20 protein-coding genes are annotated in these 19,788 nt (G+C 44.6%); 4 read left to right on the top strand and 16 right to left on the bottom strand.

Annotated features, from left to right (window positions below):
• Positions 1 to 640 precede the first annotated feature (640 nt).
• The 14 genes from AB6E78_RS21140 to AB6E78_RS21075 all read right to left on the bottom strand — a co-directional run bounded on the left by AB6E78_RS21140 (position 641) and on the right by AB6E78_RS21075 (position 15,207).
• A complete protein-coding gene (locus AB6E78_RS21140; protein ID WP_017069005.1) occupies positions 641 to 1,777 on the bottom strand; it encodes a flagellin in 1,137 nt (378 codons plus the stop codon).
• A 418-nt stretch (positions 1,778 to 2,195) separates the two neighbouring features.
• Positions 2,196 to 3,386 (bottom strand): flagellar hook-associated protein FlgL, encoded by a 1,191-nt coding sequence (gene flgL, locus AB6E78_RS21135; protein WP_017064129.1) that lies wholly within the window; start codon positions 3,384 to 3,386, stop codon positions 2,196 to 2,198.
• Positions 3,387 to 3,396: 10 nt separating this feature from the next.
• Positions 3,397 to 5,277: a flagellar hook-associated protein FlgK gene (gene flgK, locus AB6E78_RS21130; RefSeq protein ID WP_017067655.1), complete on the bottom strand. Its 1,881-nt coding sequence runs from the start codon at positions 5,275 to 5,277 to the stop codon at positions 3,397 to 3,399.
• 220 nt (positions 5,278 to 5,497) lie between these two features.
• Positions 5,498 to 6,415 carry a flagellar assembly peptidoglycan hydrolase FlgJ gene (gene flgJ, locus AB6E78_RS21125; RefSeq protein WP_017064131.1) on the bottom strand — a complete coding sequence of 306 codons (918 nt, stop codon included), beginning with the start codon at positions 6,413 to 6,415 and terminating at the stop codon, positions 5,498 to 5,500.
• 10 nt (positions 6,416 to 6,425) lie between these two features.
• On the bottom strand, positions 6,426 to 7,517 hold the full coding sequence (locus AB6E78_RS21120) for a flagellar basal body P-ring protein FlgI (RefSeq protein ID WP_372134167.1): 1,092 nt from the start codon (positions 7,515 to 7,517) through the stop codon (positions 6,426 to 6,428).
• A gap of 94 nt (positions 7,518 to 7,611) precedes the next feature.
• Positions 7,612 to 8,388, bottom strand: a complete 777-nt coding sequence (gene flgH / locus AB6E78_RS21115; protein WP_017071817.1) for a flagellar basal body L-ring protein FlgH — start codon at positions 8,386 to 8,388, stop codon at positions 7,612 to 7,614.
• A gap of 88 nt (positions 8,389 to 8,476) precedes the next feature.
• The gene (flgG, locus tag AB6E78_RS21110; RefSeq protein WP_017062259.1) at positions 8,477 to 9,265 is read right to left on the bottom strand and encodes a flagellar basal-body rod protein FlgG; all 789 of its coding nucleotides are present in this window, start codon (positions 9,263 to 9,265) and stop codon (positions 8,477 to 8,479) included.
• A gap of 21 nt (positions 9,266 to 9,286) precedes the next feature.
• Positions 9,287 to 10,036, bottom strand: a complete 750-nt coding sequence (flgF, locus tag AB6E78_RS21105) for a flagellar basal-body rod protein FlgF (RefSeq protein ID WP_017056855.1) — start codon at positions 10,034 to 10,036, stop codon at positions 9,287 to 9,289.
• A 251-nt stretch (positions 10,037 to 10,287) separates the two neighbouring features.
• A complete protein-coding gene (gene flgE / locus AB6E78_RS21100; protein WP_017062260.1) occupies positions 10,288 to 11,592 on the bottom strand; it encodes a flagellar hook protein FlgE in 1,305 nt (434 codons plus the stop codon).
• Positions 11,593 to 11,641: 49 nt separating this feature from the next.
• A complete protein-coding gene (gene flgD / locus AB6E78_RS21095; RefSeq protein ID WP_010439286.1) occupies positions 11,642 to 12,355 on the bottom strand; it encodes a flagellar hook assembly protein FlgD in 714 nt (237 codons plus the stop codon).
• A gap of 17 nt (positions 12,356 to 12,372) precedes the next feature.
• Entirely contained in the window at positions 12,373 to 12,786 is a 414-nt protein-coding gene (flgC, locus tag AB6E78_RS21090; protein ID WP_004736176.1) for a flagellar basal body rod protein FlgC, read from the bottom strand.
• A 4-nt stretch (positions 12,787 to 12,790) separates the two neighbouring features.
• Positions 12,791 to 13,186 carry a flagellar basal body rod protein FlgB gene (gene flgB / locus AB6E78_RS21085; RefSeq protein WP_004736175.1) on the bottom strand — a complete coding sequence of 132 codons (396 nt, stop codon included), beginning with the start codon at positions 13,184 to 13,186 and terminating at the stop codon, positions 12,791 to 12,793.
• 255 nt (positions 13,187 to 13,441) lie between these two features.
• Positions 13,442 to 14,269 (bottom strand): protein-glutamate O-methyltransferase, encoded by an 828-nt coding sequence (locus tag AB6E78_RS21080; protein WP_004736174.1) that lies wholly within the window; start codon positions 14,267 to 14,269, stop codon positions 13,442 to 13,444.
• 11 nt (positions 14,270 to 14,280) lie between these two features.
• Positions 14,281 to 15,207 (bottom strand): chemotaxis protein CheV, encoded by a 927-nt coding sequence (locus AB6E78_RS21075; protein WP_017066180.1) that lies wholly within the window; start codon positions 15,205 to 15,207, stop codon positions 14,281 to 14,283.
• 77 nt (positions 15,208 to 15,284) lie between these two features.
• On the opposite strand from AB6E78_RS21075, the gene flgA reads away from it, so the two are divergent.
• From flgA to AB6E78_RS21060, 3 genes are all read left to right on the top strand, one after another.
• A complete protein-coding gene (flgA, locus tag AB6E78_RS21070; RefSeq protein ID WP_017064135.1) occupies positions 15,285 to 16,031 on the top strand; it encodes a flagellar basal body P-ring formation chaperone FlgA in 747 nt (248 codons plus the stop codon).
• Positions 16,032 to 16,209: 178 nt separating this feature from the next.
• Positions 16,210 to 16,527, top strand: a complete 318-nt coding sequence (flgM, locus tag AB6E78_RS21065) for a flagellar biosynthesis anti-sigma factor FlgM (protein WP_017062263.1) — start codon at positions 16,210 to 16,212, stop codon at positions 16,525 to 16,527.
• A gap of 66 nt (positions 16,528 to 16,593) precedes the next feature.
• Positions 16,594 to 17,019, top strand: coding sequence for a flagella synthesis protein FlgN (locus tag AB6E78_RS21060; protein WP_017064136.1), 426 nt, complete (start codon positions 16,594 to 16,596; stop codon positions 17,017 to 17,019).
• Positions 17,020 to 17,270: 251 nt separating this feature from the next.
• Here the strand turns inward: AB6E78_RS21060 and flgP are convergent, their stop codons facing one another.
• Positions 17,271 to 17,702, bottom strand: a complete 432-nt coding sequence (flgP, locus tag AB6E78_RS21055; protein ID WP_016791311.1) for a flagellar assembly lipoprotein FlgP — start codon at positions 17,700 to 17,702, stop codon at positions 17,271 to 17,273.
• Between the two features lie 9 nt (positions 17,703 to 17,711).
• Positions 17,712 to 18,347 (bottom strand): FlgO family outer membrane protein, encoded by a 636-nt coding sequence (locus AB6E78_RS21050; RefSeq protein ID WP_017064137.1) that lies wholly within the window; start codon positions 18,345 to 18,347, stop codon positions 17,712 to 17,714.
• Positions 18,348 to 18,539: 192 nt separating this feature from the next.
• Between AB6E78_RS21050 and AB6E78_RS21045 the strand changes: the two genes are divergently transcribed.
• Positions 18,540 to 19,673: a flagellar assembly protein FlgT gene (locus tag AB6E78_RS21045; protein ID WP_371720991.1), complete on the top strand. Its 1,134-nt coding sequence runs from the start codon at positions 18,540 to 18,542 to the stop codon at positions 19,671 to 19,673.
• Positions 19,674 to 19,788 lie beyond the last annotated feature (115 nt).

Raw genomic sequence — 19,788 nt, 5'->3', positions numbered from 1 at the left:
CTCCAATTGATTTTCCGGTATAGCGGTTTCCGACGTCTCGGAAAACCAAGTAGTTCTCTCAAAGTTACTTTTAATAACGGCGCGAAAATCAGAAGCTTTAGAAAAACTTTCAAAAAACCACAAAAAAAATATTAATCTAATATTTATCAACAACTTAATTTTCATCATTTTCTAATACAGCGATAGATTTCAATTGGAAAAAGATCTTAATCTGTTCAGAAAGCGTACGAACCGCCGTCTAAATGGCTCAAGGTGGAGAAATGATCAATCGCCAAAGATCTCCGAGTTAGGCAGATCTTGTGTAATAGATGAGATTATTTATCGTGAAGAAGAACAGTCAAATAGAGATTTGAAAAAGGTAGAGCGAGAAAATTCGCAGGAAAGTAAATAGCAAAAACAAGAAATACAGAAAGGAAAAAGCCCCTTTTCCTTTGAGAGAACCGGGGCTAGTTGGCGCGTCAGAGCCTGTGTGGAGATCATCGAGAAATGAACACATTTCCGACTTGCCGTTGCATTCTTACTGTAAAAATGGATAGCAGGTGAGAGATGAGAGAGCTAAACACTCAATAGTAAGTATGCTTGCCAGTTTCCCTTGCTGCATGGCTCACGTCTGAACACGAGCAGCGAGTTCAACCAATAACTATTGCAATAGTGACATCGCAGAGTTAGGCAACTGTTTCGCTTGAGCAAGTATCGAAGTACCTGCTTGTTGCAGAATTTGTGATTTGGTCATTTGCGTCGTCTCTTTCGCAAAGTCCGTATCTTTGATTCGGCTGTTTGAAGCGTCTACGTTCTCTTGTACGTTTGCCAAGTTATTAATACTGTGGCTTAGACGGTTCTGCTTTGCACCCAAATCAGCACGCTGTGAATCTACGTATTTCATTGCAGAATCAATCACGCTAATAGCATTCTGTGATCCTGCTACGCTCATCAAACTAATATCTTGAACCGATGTTGCGCGGCCTTCACTCTTAATACCTAGCTCAGACGCTAGACCACCAGAGATAGACATTGGGCCGTCAAGGTCAGGTTCAGCAACGAACAGTTGAATGCGACCATCATCAGTAACCGATGCGTTCACAAGATCAGACTGACCATTAATGTAAGTCGCAAGCTCTTCGATATCATCGCCCGCTTTGGTATTGATATCTAAAACGATGTCTTCACCCGCTTTGGTTTTGAATTCGAACTTAAGATCGCTCGCTGTTGGCGGCACTTCCCAGTTCTTATCTTTCGCGTTTTCTGAATCGAACGTAGTACCACCCATACGGTAGTCATCTGCACGGATACTTGTCAGAGCCATGATCATTGCTTCACCAGAGTTAGAACCGATCTGGAATGAAGCTTCACCGAATGAACCGTTCAGTAGACGACGACCACCAAACGATGTGGTTTCCGCAATACGGTTAAGCTCATCTTGAAGTGCCATTGACTCTTCGTTCAGTGCAGTACGCTCTGCCGGCGAGTTAGTGCCGTTTGATGATTGAATCGCTAGATCACGCATACGTTGTAGTACGTTAGTCGATTCGTTCATCGCGCCTTCTGCTGTTTGAGCAATCGAAATACCGTCGTTGGCATTACGCATTGCCACATCAAGACCACGAGACTGAGCGGTTAGACGGTTCGAGATTTGCAGACCTGCCGCATCATCTTTCGCGCTGTTGATCTTGTGACCAGATGACAAACGCTCCATAGAAGTCGCTAAGTCATTAGATGCTTTATTCAGGTAACGCTGTGCTGTCATAGCAGATACGTTAGTGCTTACATTGATAGCCATTTTGCTCTCCTTATGAGTTCGCAAAGTTTCTGCGAAGCGGCCAGCTTTACTCTCATATGGATAAGCACTGACCGTGTATTACTCGATAAACCCTATACAAGGTTTAAGATCTGTATTAATCATTTATAACCAACACAGATACAAGTTGTATGCCAAGTTTAATATCATATAAATAATTTTTTAATTATCTAAAAATCAGAAGCTTACAAACAACACTGCGCAATTATGATTTTCTACTATTAGAAGATGAAAAACATTCACCTTCCTTATTGCCGTTTTTTGCCGCTATTCTAGAAACATCATGCTTCGTACAAAAAAGCGGCAAACTGTGGCGTCATTCGCACGTATGGCATAGCACATACGGCAAGGAATCAACGCCATGGTGATCGACAAGCCACCATTAAATACCGATTGATCATTAAATATAGTTAAACAAGGTCAGGTCTTTGGTTTTGCCAAACGCTTGTTGAGAAGCTTGTAGTGCTCGAGAGTTTTCATTGAACTCAATGATCGCTTTCGAGTAATCCAAGTCTTCAAAGTTGCTTTTTGCTTTTGCTAAAGACAACTTGAAATCTTCATGTTGTTGCTCTTGAATATCCAAAGTACTCAAGCGTGCACCAACATCGGTTCTTGCCTTGGTCAAATGGATAAACGCAGCGTGGAACTCTTCAGTTACTTGGTGCAGTTTCGCTGTTGCTGATGCATCCGATACCGGGTTTTCAGCCTGCTCAGCAGCCTCTTTGAACGTATCAAAGATAGAGAAAGTCTCTCGTGGTTCTAAGGTGATCGAATCACCTTTAGTGATTTGGCCTTTGATTTGAATATTCAGCCCTTCATAAACAATGCCTGTCGAAGGATCAAAATCTTCTGCCGCAACCACTGCGCCGTCTTTTTCAAGCTGATAAGCGAAATTGCCCGTCTGCATGTCGACAAACGTCACTTTATAAGTAGACCCATCTTCATCGCTGTTGGTCGCACGCCCGAGCAATAACTCAGACGCAGGTTCAAGCTCGTACTGAGGTTCGTAGTCACCGAACGGGTTGTCTATTTCCATAAACATCTTGCTGCCCGGATCATTCATTGCCATTTCAAAGCTGCTTGCCACACGCATCTTGCGTTGGTAGTCATCACCTTGATATGTCACATTCCCTTCGTTATCTCGAAAGAAAGGCTGATTTTTCGGCTTAGTGCCTGCAAACGTGTAGTTACCCGACTCATCTTGAGAGTTGGCTAAATGCAGGAAGTTATTCGCCAGTTCTTGAATTTCACGCTTCTTAGCTAAACGGTCTTCCGGAGAAAGCGCACCGTTGATCATTTCCATCACGGTTCGTTTTGCTTCATCAGCAAAGCCTTCAGTGTTAGAAACCAATACTTCATGATGCTCAAGACGGTTTCTGACTAGAGTAATCGCATCGACATACTGTTTAAGCTGTTCTGACTGCTGACCAATGTTCTGTAAATAGTGCGTCGCTAATGGGTCATCACTTGGCGACTGTAACTTCTTACCCGAAGCAAGTTGTGCTTGGTTGTGATGCACCTTGTTCTCTTGACGGCGCAAGTCGTTTTGTACTGACTGATAATTATGGAAGCTAGAGATACGATTCAACATTTATACCTTCCTATCTCAGAGCCAAAATAGTGTTAAACGTATCGTTGGCTGCTTGCATGATGCGTGAAGAAGCCATATACGCTTGCTGAAATTTCATCATGTTTGCCGCTTCTTCATCGAGGTTTACTCCCGAGATAGAAGCAATACGTTCTTGAGCCGACTGTTTTTCTAATGTCGCAATATCACTCAGGCGATTTGCCGTTGAAGACTTCAAGCCCGTATTAGTATTCAAGTTGTGGTAAAGGTCTAAAATCGTAGACTCACCATCATTCAACAGCTTTCCTGTTTGAAGATCTTGTAGCTTACGCAGGTTACCGTTGTCACCTTCTGATGGGACAAGGTTTGCCGTAAACTTATCATTTGCCACCGCACCGGGTGTGAGCTCAAACGTTGTACCGTTGATGGTCACTGGCCCTTGTGGCGGATACGGTTGAGGCTGCATTAAAATGTTACCCTTCGGATCCGTCACAGCAAACTGCTCACCTTTTGGTGAGACAATCACTTCAAACTCACGCAGTTGACCTGCTTCTAGGATTTTAAATCCCGCTGTACCCTTGGCAAACGTGGTCGATGCCTCATAACTTTGCGCAGCAATGTCTTTCGGGTCTTTGGTTTCCATATGAATCTGCGCAGCAAAATTACGCGTTGGACGCAGTAACAGTTTCTCTCCTAGTTCAGGAGGGTTACGTACTTCCACTCGCATGCCATCAAGATAAAAAGCACTACCGCTAGAGTCGGTCGCCATCTTAACGGTCTCACCGTTCGGCTTAGTCACGACATAATCACTGCCATCGTATTTCAGTCCATACTCACCGCCTTTTAAGGCAGAAGTATCATCAATGTATACCGCAACATCGGCTTTCGATTGCCCGCTAGCCGTGACACGAGATTTTGCCACCAGCTCTGAGTTCACGTCGGTAAACAAGTCCTTACCTACGTTGCCGTTAAGATCCAAACCTTGTTCTTGAAGACTATTGACCTCATATGAAAACGCGGTCGCCAAACGACCAAGCTCATCCATGATTGCTGGGATATGTTCGTCACGCATGTCTAGCATGGCGCCGATTTTTCCGTCGATATCACTGCTGGTGATCGGTTTTAAAGACTTACCTTCAACAATCGCTAGGCGGCGCTGATGTGCATCGGGTAAGCCATCAACCATCTTCAGCTGACTCGCTTCACTACCAGAGACCAAGGTATGGCCATTACCAATATGGACATTAAACCCTTCGGCATTTGAGCGTGGTGTCACCGTAACTTTGGTGTAACCAGAAAGCTCATTAATCAACTTTTCATGCTGATCTCGTAGGTCATTATGAGGCCCAGGAGTTCGCATCATTAAACGCTGAACATCACGGATCTCGTACGCAAGTTGGTTAACTCGCTCGATACCCATATCTAATTTTTTATTCGTAGAATCAGACTGTTGACGAACTGTTTCATGAAATTCATTCAAGGTTTTAGTTACAAGGCCTGCTTTCTCTAACACGACCTTACGCGCACCCACATCATTTGGGGTATCGGCGAGAGTCTTAACGGAATCAAACCATTCGTTGAGGTTTTCTGGAATCTTCTTTGAAGCGACCGACGACAACATGCTCGACAGCATATCGAGGTTGGCTTCGGTATCGCCTTTGTTGGCGGCATTGGTTGTCGATAAGTTAAGTTCTTTGACGGCAAACTGATCCCAAGAGCGGCGAACATTTTCCACATGTACACCCATACCGTAGGATTGCCCACCGTACTGGCGCGGGTCATTCACACCTTGAATCACAGACTGGCGGCTATAGCCCTCTGTGTTAGCGTTAGAAATGTTATGACCTGTGGTGTTGAGCTGTCTCTGAGCCGTAAGAACACTTTGTGCCCCTACATTCAGAAGATCCGACGCCATAATGCCCCCAAAAAACTTAACAAAACCAGAATGAACTGATTAACTACAACCGTATATTACTAAGATAAATGCAATATGTGTGCCAACACAAACAACAGGAAATTAAAAGACGATAATTTATTGAAGTGTAAGGAGATAACTATGGATTACGCGTAAGAACTGAAGGGGCGGAGAAGAAAAGAGCCTGCCAGTAGCAAGCTCTCTATGTTGATTTATGACGCTAGTTCATCTCATCAATCTTGGCTTTAACTCGTAAAACCTTGTCTGCATAGTTAGGGTCAGTTGCGTAACCAGCCTGATGAATACCTTTGATGAAATTCTCTGAATTGCCTTGATGCTGTAGCGCCGTTTCGTATCTTGGATTTTCGTTCAAGAACTTCACGTAATCATTAAAGCTATCTTCGAAATTAGAGTAAGAACGGAAGGAAGCTGACTCTTTAACGGCGGTTTTGCCATGGAACTCAAGAGTTTGAGTCGCGACCTTATCGCCCTTCCAACTTCTATCTGCTTTGATGTTAAATAAGTTATTGCTGTTGCCCAAAGAGTTCTTAACCATTTTAGAACCCCAACCCGTTTCAAGGGCAGCTTGTGCCAATAGAAGAGACGAGTCCACACCAAGCGCACTTGCCGCTTTTTCCGCGTAAGGCTTCATTGAGGTCACAAACGATTCTGGAGAATCAAAGGATACTGGCTGTTTTGCTGCTTGCGCAGGTTGAACGTCTGACGCTCGCTCTTCCGAACGGCCTGAATATTGCGGTCTTTGCAATGAAGCATCAAAGCCTTCACTGCGAACCTTCTCTTCAGACGTATCGCTTGCTTGGCCAGCGCTTAGTTGAGCCACGATCATATCTGCAAGACCTAATGAACCTGAAGCGCTTAACTCACTCGCCATTTGGTCATCTTGCATCTGACGATAGAACTGCTCGTTCTGGCTGTTCAACATATCCGACTTAAAGCTCGAGTTAGCATCGCGCATTGACTTAAACAACATCGAGGTGAAAATCGATTCAAACTGTTTTGCCGCCGCGGTTAATGCTTCTTTCTCGCTACCTTCTTCACCGTTTACCGCTTGTTGACGAAGACGGTCTAAACTACCGATGTCGTGAATAAAGCCGATGTCATTGTTATTCTTAATCATGCTTTATTCCTTAGATAATGATCAATTGGCCTTCAATCGCACCCGCTTGTTTCAGTGCTTGAAGGATTGCCATTAAATCAGAAGGTGCAGCGCCCACTTCATTGACTGCGCGTACCAAATCGTCCAGCGTTAGGCCAGGTTCAAATTTGAACATCTTACCATCGCCTTCCGTGATTTCGATATCAGAATCAGGGACCACTACCGTTTGGCCATCAGAGAATGCATTCGGTTGGCTTACGTTTAGATTTTCTTTAATTGCAACCGTCATACCACCGTGGGTGACCGCCGCCGCTTTTAGGCGAACGTGCTTACCAACCACAATCGTACCTGTACGAGAGTTGACGATGATTTTTGCAGAGCCTTCAGCAGGGTCGAACTCGATGTTTTCGATAGCCGACAAGAATGCTACACGCTGGCTGATTTCACGCGGTGCACGAACTTTTACTGAAGTTGCGTCTACCGCTGAAGCCATTTGTGGGCCTAGGAAATTATTAACCGCATCAGCCATACGCTGAGCCGTTGTGAAATCTGATTGGATTAGGTTGAAGGTGATGTAGTCACCACGACCGAATGGCGTTGGGATCTCTTGTTCAACCGTCGCACCGCTAGAGATGATACCAACGTTAGGGTTGTTACCGACAATCTTAGAACCGTCGTTACCTTGTGCACTAAAGCCACTTACCACCAAGTTACCCTGCGCGACCGCATACACTTGACCGTCTAGACCTTTCAAGAAGGTCTGTAGCAAGGTACCACCACGAAGGCTTTTTGCTGAACCGATAGAAGAAACGGTTACGTCAACTTCTTGGCCTTGCTTAGAGAATGCTGGCAGTTCAGCAGTCACAATAACAGCCGCGACGTTTTTGGTTTTTGGCTTAGTGCCGGGCGGCAATTGGATGCCAAAATTTTGCAGCATTGCGTTAAATGTTTGATCGGTAAAGGGAGTTGTCTCACCAGTACCCGGCAAGCCCGTGACCAAACCATAACCGACAAGTTGGTTACTACGAACACCCGCCACTTTTGCCACGTCTTTGATTCGCGCAGCATGGGCACTGGTGGCAAGAAATAGCATGCCGAATAGTACGAGTGTCAGTTTTTTCATTGAGTAACCTGTCTGTATTGCTTTAATTTATAATAGCTTAGCTAAATGTGGCTCAGTGATAGAGGCTGTCAGTATGTCGTCGTCCTATCAAGCTCTACAGAGATACATTAAAGAATCGTGCCAAGAATCCAGGCTCTTGCATATCTTTCTGTACGCCAGTCCCTGAGTACTGAATTCGTGCGTTAGAAACACGGTTTGAAGCAATGGTATTTTCGAAGTCAATATCGTCTGGACGGATGGTACCGCTTAGGCGGATGTACTCATCGCCGGTGTTCAGTGTCATCCACTTCTCACCACGAACCACTAGGTTGCCATTAGCTAATACTTCGATGACTTCAACGGTAATGTAGCCGCTGATGCTGTTACTTTGGTTGGCTGACGCATCACCAGCAAAAGTATTGGTGTTACTCAGATCATAAGAGAAGTTGTACTTGTCGATCGTCAGATCTTGACCACCAACAGCCAGCGGCTCCATTGATGCATCATTCGACTTAGACATGTCTGCGTTGGCTTTTTTGGTCGCTCGAGTATTCTCATCTAGCGCTACAGTGATGATGTCACCAATACCACGAGGCTTTGAGTCGTCATACATACTGCCAATGTGGTTCACATTAAACAGTGAGCCCGTTGCCGCTGCATAATGCTCTGGCTTCTGCTTGGGGTTGATTGGCGCCCATGCAGGGTCACCAGCAATTGGATCGGTTCGCCCACGAAGCGTGTCGATAATTCCTGAACTTTCTTCTGCCGACTTATCGCCTTCAACCGCATCAACCACTGTGGTCGCGTTCTCTTGTGCTGGCGTCTCAATTGGATCCAGTACTGTACAACCAGTCATCGAAGCTAACAGGGCTAAACAAAAAATACGTTTCATGGCGATATACTCTCAGCAGGCAGTGGTAAATGGGTCAATTAGCAAAAACAGATAGATTAATTAAAAAAGTAAACGGCGAATAAACCAATTACAGCTGTTGGTTAACAAAGCTCATCATCTTGTCTACTGACGAGATAACTTTCGAATTCATTTCGTATACACGCTGAGCTTCAATCATGTTTACCAGCTCTTCGGTTACGTTTACGTTCGATGTTTCTAGCATCGATTGGCGGATGTTACCCAGGCCATCAAAACCCGGTACACCCTCTTGTGGGTCGCCACTCGCGCCAGTTGGCAAATAAAGGTTTTGACCTACTGGCTCTAGACCACCTGGGTTTACAAAGTCAGTAATGGTAATTTGACCAACCACGACGTTGTTTTGCTCGCCACGTAGACGAACCGATACTTCACCGTCGTTACCAACCGTTACCGAGATCGCGTCTTCAGGAATCACAATTTCTGGTTGTAGAGGATAACCTTGGCCCGACGTTACGATCGCGCCTTCACCGTTCAGTGTGAACTGACCATTGCGGCTGTAACCTGTTTCACCGTCTGGCATTTCAACTTGGAAGAAACCGTCGCCTTCAATCATCATGTCTAGGCTGTTAGATGTCGTTTGTGCGTTACCGTGAGTGTGCACTTTTTGAGTCGCGACGACCTTAGAACCGGCACCCAGCATCAAACCACTTGGCAGCTCAGTATTCTGAGACGATTGACCACCCGGTTGATTAATATTCTGGTAGAACAGATCTTCAAATACCGCGCGGCTCTTTTTAAAACCAATGGTCGAGGCGTTGGCAAGGTTGTTCGAAATCGTTGAGATATTGGTTTGTTGGGCGTCTAAACCCGTTTTACTTACCCATAATGCTGGATGCATAGCAATGTCCTTTAAATTCTATTAGCTCATACGAAGCAGTGAATCAGACGACTTGTCCATTTCCTCTGCTGTGCTCATCATTTTGACCTGCATTTCAAACTGACGTTGTAAGTCAATTAGGCTGGTCATTTCACCTACGGCATTTACGTTACTGCCTTCGATAGCACCTTTTAGCAACGTTACCGCTGCATCTGCTTCGTATGCCTGATCTGGGTTTTTCGAACGGAATAGACCATTCGTGTCTTTAAACAAACTTTGGTTGTCTGGACGTACAAGCTTAATACGATCAACCACGGCCAATTCTTCAGCTGGAGCGCCTTGAGGAATCACCGAAATCGTACCGTCTGTACCAATTTCTACTTTGCTGATTGGGATTGGCAGCGTGATTGGTGCATCGTTTTCACCAAGCACTAAGTGACCGCTTGCGTTGGTTAGTAAACCGTTTTGGTCAACCCTTAGGTTACCGTTACGTGTTAAACCTTCACGGCCAGTATTGTCCATCACTGAAATCCAACCATCACCTTGAATGGTAACGTCTAGATCTCGGCCAGTAGTAACCACACTACCCTGAGCGAAATTATGACCCGGACGCTCTGTCATGCTGAAAACACGAGTAGGCATGCCTTCGCCATACGCTTGCATTGAACGTGCCTGTGCTAAATCAGCACGGAAACCCGTTGTACTTACGTTGGCAAGGTTGTTTGCACGTAGCTGCAAAGCTTGCATATTTTGCTTAGCGCCACTCATGGCAAGAAACAGTGCGCGATCCATAATTTTGCTCCAAAAATCATCTTCTGGGGCTAATAAAGCAAACACTGTGCCAATATTTTTAACTGTTATTTATCAATAATTTAAATAGAAAACGAACAAGAAGGGTGATCATCAAAGGATCATTGAGGAAGAATTGTTGCCAGTGGCATTACCGGGCGGCAATAGGGGCGGCAAATAAAAAGACAAACAACAATACCCAATTCAATAACATTGAATTGGGTATTCGCAGATGATTCAAACGCTTTAAACGATTAACGAATCTGAAGAATATTCTGTTGTAGCTGGTTGTGTACTTCTAGAGAACGCGAGTTCGCCTGGAAGTTACGTTGAGCAGAAATCAAATCAACCAGTTCTTGAGTCATATCGATGTTCGACTGCTCTAGCGAGCCGTTGTTGATGCTACCAAATGAACCTTTGTTCGATTCACCCCAGATCTTGTCACCAGAGTCGTTGGTAGAATCCCATTGAGTACCGCCTTTCTTATCCAGACCTTGCTCATTTGGTACACGAACCAAGCCTACACGGCCAAGCATCACGTTTTCACCATTTGAATAAGTACCTAGAACACTGCCGTACTCATCGAAATCGATTTTTGTTAAGAAACCTGTTGTCGCGCCATCTTCATCAAACTTAGTCAATTCAAACGGAGCGGCAAACTGAGTTGAAGAATCTAAACCAAACTTAAGCACTTGAGTTGGATCAGCACCGTTCAAGTCAATAGGGTTCGCACCAGCACCCAGTGGTTCCGAGTTAATCGGCTGACCATTGTTTAGGCTTGCTAACGTACCGTCATTGTTGAACTTCATTGTGTGACCAACATGACCTTGTGCATTCGTCGCATCACCACCAGTAATGTTGACCGGCTTTTCACCGTTCTCATCTGACATGGTGTAGTACGTTTGCCAAGTGTTTGGTTGAGTCTGATCTTTGAGGTAGTAAGTCGTTAACTTGTAAGACTGACCCATAGAATCGTATACCGTCGAAGACGTTGCACGGTTATAAGTATCAGCATCTTTGAAGTTAAATGCAGCCGGGTCTTTAAGATCACCGTTTGCAGGAAGGTTAACCCCTACTTCAATGTTTTCTGTCTGTTTTGGTTTACCAAACTCAGCAGGAATGTCGAGAGGCTTTGGCGCATAAGAAAGAACTTCCCCCGAGTTTGGATCAACATCGTAACCTAAAAGAAACTCATCATTAGCGGTAACCATGTAGTTGTCTTTGTTTAGGTGAAATGCACCATTACGCGTTAATTCGTTAATCTCTGGCACCATGCGGTCTTTCGATACTGCAAAGAAACCTGTACCACTTACACGTAAGTCCATTGGGTTGTTCGTATAAATACTTGAACCTTCGTGGAACTGTTGCGCCACTTGGCTAGCTTGCGCACCGCCACCTGCCGTCGTTTTTGCGTTAGTGAACAACGAGCTTGAGTAAACATCACCAAATTCGGCACGAGACTCTTTAAAGCCAAATGTGTTCGCGTTCGCAATGTTGTTACTGGTTGTATTCAGGTCTAATTGTGCAGCGGATAGGCCGCTTAAAGCTACATATGACATTCCATTATTCTCCTAATCTATCTAGCTAGCATAGTCACTCAATAAAGAGCTACGCTTTACCAACTTCTAGTACTTCAGCAAGTCGTACTGGCGATGTGAAACCAGCCAGATTGAGTAGTACGTTGCCATCGCCCTTACCAAGAAGCACACTGTTCACGTTCGCATAACTGGAAACTTGGAACTCTGTGTTCTCGCCATCCAGCAAACCCGACGCTTTCACGTTGTATTTACCGGCCGGCAATGGGTTACCGTCTTCGTCTTTTCCGTCCCATTCAACACGTGTATCACCAGATGGTTTAGAGCCGATATCAAATGTGCGAACCAATTGGCCAACTTCGTTCTCAACACGGACCATTACATTGTCCATTGCCTGAGGAAGCTTAACCATTGCCGCCATACCGCCATCACCGGGTTTTACACCTGCCGCACCAGGAACCAATACATCACGCCCAACTAAAGAGGAGGCCTGAAGAGCTTGGTTAGAGGTCATTGATGAATTCAAGCTTTCAAACTGTGTATTCATTTTGCCAATGCCATCTACGGTCGCAAATGAAGCCATTTGCGCAATCATCTGGTCATTGCTAACCGGCTTGAAAGGGTCTTGTTGTGCTAGTTGCTTAGTCAACAAAGATAAGAAGTCTTCTTGTTTAAGATCCTGCTTACCTGTTGTTTCGTCGGGCTTTTTAGCGCCATCTTGAAGACTCTTCAGCTGGTCAACATAGGACAAGCCGCTTTGACCAACATTGTTGTTGATTCCAGCCATGTGCTACCTCCTTATCCTTATTGACCCATCTGCAGCGTACGCAGCAGCATTTGTTTACTCGAGTCAGCAACCTGTACGTTTGTTTGGTACGCACGTGATGCCGAAATCATGTTTGCCATTTCTTCCATAACGTTGACATTAGGCTTGTAGATATAGCCTTCGTTGTTCGCTAATGGGTGATCCGGGTTGTACTCCGCGCTTAGCGGCTTATCGCTTTCCACAATACCTAATACTTTCACAGGCACAGTGTGACCACTGTTGCGTGCTTTATTTAACTCAGCGCCGAACACTGCGTGACGAGCCTTGTAAGTTTCTTCAGCAGAACTACTTACACTGTCCGCGTTCGCAAGGTTGCTCGAGGTCGTATTTAGACGAACAGATTCAGCACTCATCGCAGAACCAGTCACATTGAATACATTGAATAAACTCATCTAATTATTCCCCTTTAATCGCTTTAGTTAAATTCTTGAACTTACTTCCTAAGAAGTCGAGAGAGGCTTGATGCCTAATTTGGTTTTGCATGAAAAGGTTTCTTTCCAAATCCAAATCAACCGTGTTGCCATCTCCTGTATCAGGTTGGGTAGGAATGCGATACTTCGTTTCCCCGTTCACCGTTGTTGAGGCAGAAATGTGCCGACCATCTGTACGGCTAAGACCAATGCTTGCCCCAGAACTTGCCGCTTGCAGTGATTTCTTAAAGTCTAATCCCTTTGCTTTATACCCAGGCGTGTTTGCTTGCGCGATATTGGTGGAAAGCACCTCAGCGTTACGCTCACGTACACCAACTGTGTGCTGGTGAATGCCCAAAGCATTGTCAAAAGAAATAGCCATGTAAACCTCAACTCAAGAACTGACTGTTATGAAATAACCAAAGCAATATATATACCAACTTTTGAAACAAGGCGGTCTATCAATGCTTTTACAGGTTACTCGTGGGTAAACTTGCAATAAACAAGCCAAAAAATAGAGTAAATTGGAATGTCACTCTGACTTAAAGATATAGCTTAAGCAGGAAAAAGAAAACCCAGCACTTGGCTGGGTTTTAAATTTAGACGGTAACCTTACACCTAATATCGGTGCCGCTCGTTACTTTAATTTGTAGATGATGCCTGGATTACAGCGAACCATTTCAAAACGATCGGTTAAGCCTGTTAACGATTCAGACGCGCCCAATAGTAAGTACCCACCAGGGTTCAGGCTATTTGCCATCTGGTTAAGTACCTTTGACTTCATATCAGGCGAGAAGTAAATCAGCACGTTACGACAGAAAATAATGTCGAACTTGCCTAACAATGCATAGCTGTCCATCAGGTTCTGAGGGCGGAAGTTCACCATGCGCTTGACGTTATCTTTCACTTTCATACGGCCATCGCCCGCATCTTCAAAGAAAGTACGACGGCGCTCTGGAGAAAGTCCACGTCCCAATGCAAGGTTGTCGTAAGCGCCAGTGCGGCACATATCCAACATACTTGCTGAGATGTCAGTTGCGGTAATCGATACATTTGGCAGCATACCTGGCTTACGAGCTTGAGTTTCAAGAATCGTCATTGCCATTGAGTATGCTTCTTGGCCTGAAGAGCTTGCCGCAGACCAAATCTTAATAGGACGTTTATTTGCCGCTATTTCCGGTAGAAGCTTATCCGCAAGCACAGCAAACGGGTAAGTATCACGGAACCAAAGTGTCTCGTTCGTCGTCATGGCATCGACAGCAGCCACACGCAGCTCACGGTTTCGACCTGTTACTACATCTCTCAACAAATCAGACAAAGAAGCTAACTTAAACTTCGTTACTAATGGGCTTAGACGACTGCGCACTAAATACTGCTTGCTGTCACCTAATACAATGCCACATTGAGATTCTAAGAAACGGCTGAAATCGCGATACTCTTGATCACTTATTGTTATAGCAGTCATTAATGTCTCTTTTAGTTAGTTAACGCAGCTTTTACAGCTGCACCAAGCTCATCTGGGTTGAATTTAGCGATGAAGGAGTTAGCTCCAACACGCTCAACCATGGCTTGGTTAAATACACCACTCAACGATGAGTGTAAAATTACGTATAAATCTTTAAGTTCGGCGTGACGACGAATCTCAGCAGTCAGCGTGTATCCATCCATTTCTGGCATTTCGATATCAGAAATCACCAATGAAATCTGATCGTAAATACTGCCTTCTGATGACATCTGTATCAGCTTCTCGTAGGCTTCTTTACCATCCTTCACCGAGATAACTTCAAAACCAATCGACTCAATAGCACGTTGAACCTGCTTACGAGCAACGGTCGAGTCATCAGCAATCAAGATGCGGCGAACCAGTTCTTTCTCTTGTTCTACTTTCGCAATATCTTCAGCAATCTTGCTGTCCATTGTTTCATCAACAGGAGAAATTTCTGCAAGGATCTTCTCAACATCAAGAATTTCTACCAATTCATTATCAATGTTGGTTACCGCTGTCAGGTAGTTAGCTCTACCTGCGCCATCTGGCGGCGGAAGAATCGATTCCCAGTGCATGTTAATAATGCGCTCAACTGAACTTACCAAGAAACCTTGAATGGTTCGGTTAAACTCAGAGATAACCACAAAACACTTTTCAATATCCGTTGTAGGACGGCCACCAATCGCTAAGCTCAAGTCGATCACAGAGATCGTTTGGCCACGAATGTGTGCTACACCTTTAACCAGTGGGTTCAAGTTTGGCATCTTTGTCAGCTTAGGGCATTGCAGCACTTCTTTTACTTTAAAGACATTAATGCCGTAACGCTGACGCCCCATTAGGCGAAAGGTTAGTAATTCTAATCGGTTTTGACCGACGAGTTGCGTACGCTGATTCACCGAATCAAGAATACCCGTCATGAGCTCATCTCCATATCAAACTTTTTTGTATAAAAAGTGTTAGTCTACTGCAGGCTACGAACCACCAGAGAAACGGAATGACGTATTATAAAACAAATTTGCCACCTCTTTCCATAGCAATGTGTAGAGCTACTTTTAAAACTGTCGCTAAGTTTATCGGCATTTTATCAATATTGTTTAGTTTTTTTGTACAAGCTGCGACCCCAGAACAAATTGAGATGATTCAGTCTGCAGCGGAGCAACATATCCTTGATACAGTTGAGCAGCCACAAGGTGGCGAACTCTTTGTTAATTCAGCAAATGTTGACTCAAGAATCAAAGCGACAGACTGCCCAGTGCCTTTAGAGACCAGCGCTTCAACGACCACCAATACCCGCAGCAGTATTACGGTTTTAGTGCAATGTGTTCCTGATGAGTGGCGAGTTTATGTACCGGTGCGCCTTTCGATGTCGGTGCCTCTTGTCACCACCACTCGCTCACTCGCGAGAGGCGAAATCGTCGGTCAATACGATGTCACCACCGCTATGATTTCTCTTAACAAGTTTCGTCGCCAAGGTTTCACAGCTCCACATCAGGTCATCGGCGCTAAGGTAAAAAAGAACCTAAGACCGGGCGATGTTGTAGAAAGAGGTGATATCTGTGTCGTGTGCCGAAACGAGAAGGTTATCATACAGGCAGTAAAAGGTGGCATGACCATTACCACCAAAGGAACTGCGCTTACCGATGGCTCTATGGGTGATCAAGTAAGAGTGAAAAATGATAAATCACAGCGTATAATTGAAGGGATTGTTACCAGCATGTCTGAAGTCACGGTTTACTTTTAACTCTTTACTTCTAAATTGACGGTATCGTTAGCGATTTCACCCTCAACTCTAACGCCAAATATAACGGCTGCGGTGTTTTGTCCCTTTTCGACTATTGAGCTAAAAATTGCTAAAGTATTCGAACCCTTGGTCGATATTGACTGTACAGGTTCCCATTTTTGAAGAAAAAGGCTTAACTATGGCAGGCATTGATAATATTCGTTCAGGGCAAACCCTAACGACCACTAACCGATCAGCAGTACGCTCTGATTCTAGTTCTGAGGCATCACGCTCTGATGTATCAACTAAATCACCAGCAAGCAAAGATGCGGTTTCACTGAGCCAACAAGGCAAAGCGATTGGTCAGCTCCACCAAGATATGGCAGCACAGCCAAGCTTTGATTCTGTGAAAGTAGCAGCGATCAAAGAAGCAATTGCGAATGGTTCATACACTGTCGATCCAGAGAAACTGGCTGACAACATGATCAAGTTCGAAGATGAATTAAAAGGCCTTTAAGAAAACACTAACTTTTGATTGAAGTTATTGTCTTAAAGTACACGAGGTTATGAATAGGTTTACGTTATGGCGGCACTAGCAGATTTAGTTAATTTTCAACTTCAAAATGCCAAAGCCTTATCTGAATTACTAAGCTCAGAGAAAACCGCTATTACGAGCCGACAATCAAACGATATTGAGCGAATCGCCAAAGAAAAAGTGGTCCTAGTTGAACAACTAAGATCAACCGATCAGCGAATCGCAGCCCATACCAATATCTCAGAACTGACCGAGAACCCTGAACTTGCTCAGTTAGTCACTAAGATCCAGTCCATAGTGCACGATTGCCAGCAAGCGAACCTTGTGAATGGCGAAGCCTTAAATCGAGCGCACCTTAGCTTCAAAAAACTCAGCAATATGATGCAGCAAAGTCACGGAAAAATTGGCATGACCTACAATGCCGGTGGTCAAACGCATACTATCTCTACGCTGGGAACCAACGTAAAAGCCTAGTTAAGTTAACTCTTCCTCTTCAGTAATACCCCTTGTTAACCGTTTATCTGTATCTCAGACTATTCCTGTCGTTATCTTTTATTAAAACACCTAATCAGCCTTTGAACGCCCTGACAAAATCGATAAACAAAAAAGCGGCAAGTATTTTCATACTTGCCGCTTTTACATTCATATTAGTTATTGGTTGCCGATACGCCATCTGGAAAACGAAAGCAGCCAATATCACTGAATATTCAATTCGAACACCGAAATTAGAACAGTGTTTGTTGTCTCTTCTCAGGTACTGCCTGAACTTCACCGTAGTTACGTAGCTGATCCATCTTGCGAATATCCAACTGAAGCTCTGTTACGTAGCTATCACCCACAGGGTAACTGCGCACCACTTCTGCGCCACGGATAACACCATCAACCGCACCTGACGTACGCTCTGTACCAAGCCGTTGATCTTCAAGTTCTGCTCGACCGCTTACTCGCATGCCGTAAACCTGTTCAGCAAGCTCACGATAAGCATCGATCTTAGAGGCTCTCATCGCGCGGATACGTCTCTCTTCGTCGTTACGACCTTTCTGCTCACTGATACTCGCATAGCCAACAGCCACTAAGAAATCATCAGGTCTCATGCTCTGCAATGGCTGACAGCCAACAAGCAATAAAGCGGCAACAACAAACATTAACTTCTTCATCTCGAACTCCTAAGGGCGAAGAATAACAGTATAAGGCTGACTGATCGTTGGATCGGAACGAATGATCACGCCATCTTGAGTTCGAATACTGTTGAGAGTATCTAGGTCACGGCCAATACGGTCTGCAGGTAAGAAGCCTTGTGCCGTCGCTACTACAATTCGAGTTTGCATGCCAACAACGCGAGCATTTACTAGTACACCGCCTTCTTGGCGAAGCATGGTGCCTGTCAGTACATACTGTACGTCTTGCTCTTGAGCTAAGTCTTTCCAATCGCGGCTTAACGCAAAGTCACCTTGATGAGTCACTTGAATAGAACCTGTTGTTTTGAAATCAACAACCTTGAAGCCACGACGCTGAAACTGATGAATGAAACCTTCTGATACCGAGTTTCCTAGCCAGTTCGTTGTGTCCATGTGTTGCAGGTCAACAAACGACGTAATCGCTATCGGAGTTCTTGCTGAGATACTCGTATTCGAAATGATCAGATCTTCGGTCATACTTTCCACGAAGAAATCCATGGTATGACGAGGGCTATCCATCAACATAAACTGACTGCCTGAATATTCAGACTTGCCGTTATAGATTGGCGAATAAGCGCATGAGGTCAACAACATGACACTCATTACTACGAGCCATTTTTTCATTATCTTATCTCCAGATAGGTTTAGTGCTCCCTGTTCCAATATGTTCTCACCATTATTCTTTTCAATGGATTACAATGTTGGAACAGTCTTTGCTTTTCATTAATGGTTCAGATTAAGAAAAACGCACTTAAGTCAGCTTCAAGCTTATAGTTATTTGTTAAGCAATATTTATACCCAACTGGTAACGAATAGATGAAAAAAATAATTTCTTACTTATTTTCAATAAGTTCACTGATAACCATAAGCTTCAGTGCTCATGCCTCTTGGTATGAGGTTACCGGTACCGCAGCCATCGTATCGTCAGAGGAAACGGCAAGGGTCCATGCTCTGGAAGACGCGGTATATAAAGCGATCCAGTTCTCAGGAGCCGACATTGGTAGCATTGCCAACCTCACGCCCTACCTCGACGCAAACAAAAAAGAGTTTCAATTTACCAATCATGAAGTGCGCTACATCTTGGTAGAAAAAGAGAAAAAACGCAGTGGCAATATAATGATCACCGCAAGGATCGATATCTATCCTTCGGCAAATGCTTGCCATGAGAGCCAATATAAGAAGACATTTTTGGTCGGCAACATCGATGTGACTTTCCCACAGCAAGCTGTAATGGGCAGAATCTATAACATCGGTGATGATTTTGGTCATGTCGTAGATCGACAGCTGGCGCAAGAGTCTCGCAGCTTTGTTTCCGTTGGCACGACCAATTACGACATCGACAAACGTCGACCTGAAGTGATCAAGATGATCGCCCAAGACACTGGCGCACAATACATCATTGGTGGCGACATTACCGATTTAACCGCGACCATCGAGTCCAAACTGTTGAAAGACGACATCATCAATCGCCAGTTTGCGTTAGAGATGCAAGTCTTCGATGGTAAAACAGGACATCAGGTTTACAACCGTAGCTATCGTGAAGTGGCAAAGTGGCCATTTGCTAAGACCAGTGAAGTCGACACCCGCAGTGCCCGTTTCTGGGCATCAACCTACGGCAGCATGATGCTGCGTGTTAGCCGTAATATTATGTTGGACTTAGAATCGGAAGTGTCATGTAAGATCACCCTTCCAGAGGTTGCAGCGGTATTTGGTAACACTGTGACCATTGATTTAGGTCGAATGCATGGCGTACAACAAGGTGACAAGTTGCAACTGTGGCACACAGGTTCGTTTATCGACCAACGCGGTTTGCCACGCAACAAGGTTTCTCAAAGCGACATCACCCTAACGGTTTCTCGCGTTTACGAAAACGAAGCGGAACTCACGATTGATCAGCCAAGCCTTGCGGGAAGCATTCAAATTGGTGATGTGATGCAGAAAATCATGTAGTTAGCGACACTCTCGTCTCAGAGTTTCTAATAAAGCCTTAGCAAAGATGCTAAGGCTTTATTTTTGGTTCATCGCGGATTAGCGGGAACTAAAAACAAAAACGGTAGTAAGTGAT

Origin of the sequence: Vibrio sp. 10N.247.310.98 (assembly GCF_041467395.1) — a bacterium.
GTDB classification, from domain to species: domain Bacteria; phylum Pseudomonadota; class Gammaproteobacteria; order Enterobacterales; family Vibrionaceae; genus Vibrio; species Vibrio crassostreae_C.
The sequence above is the reverse complement of the archived record's forward strand: the minus strand, read 5'-3'. Positions and strand labels throughout refer to the sequence as shown.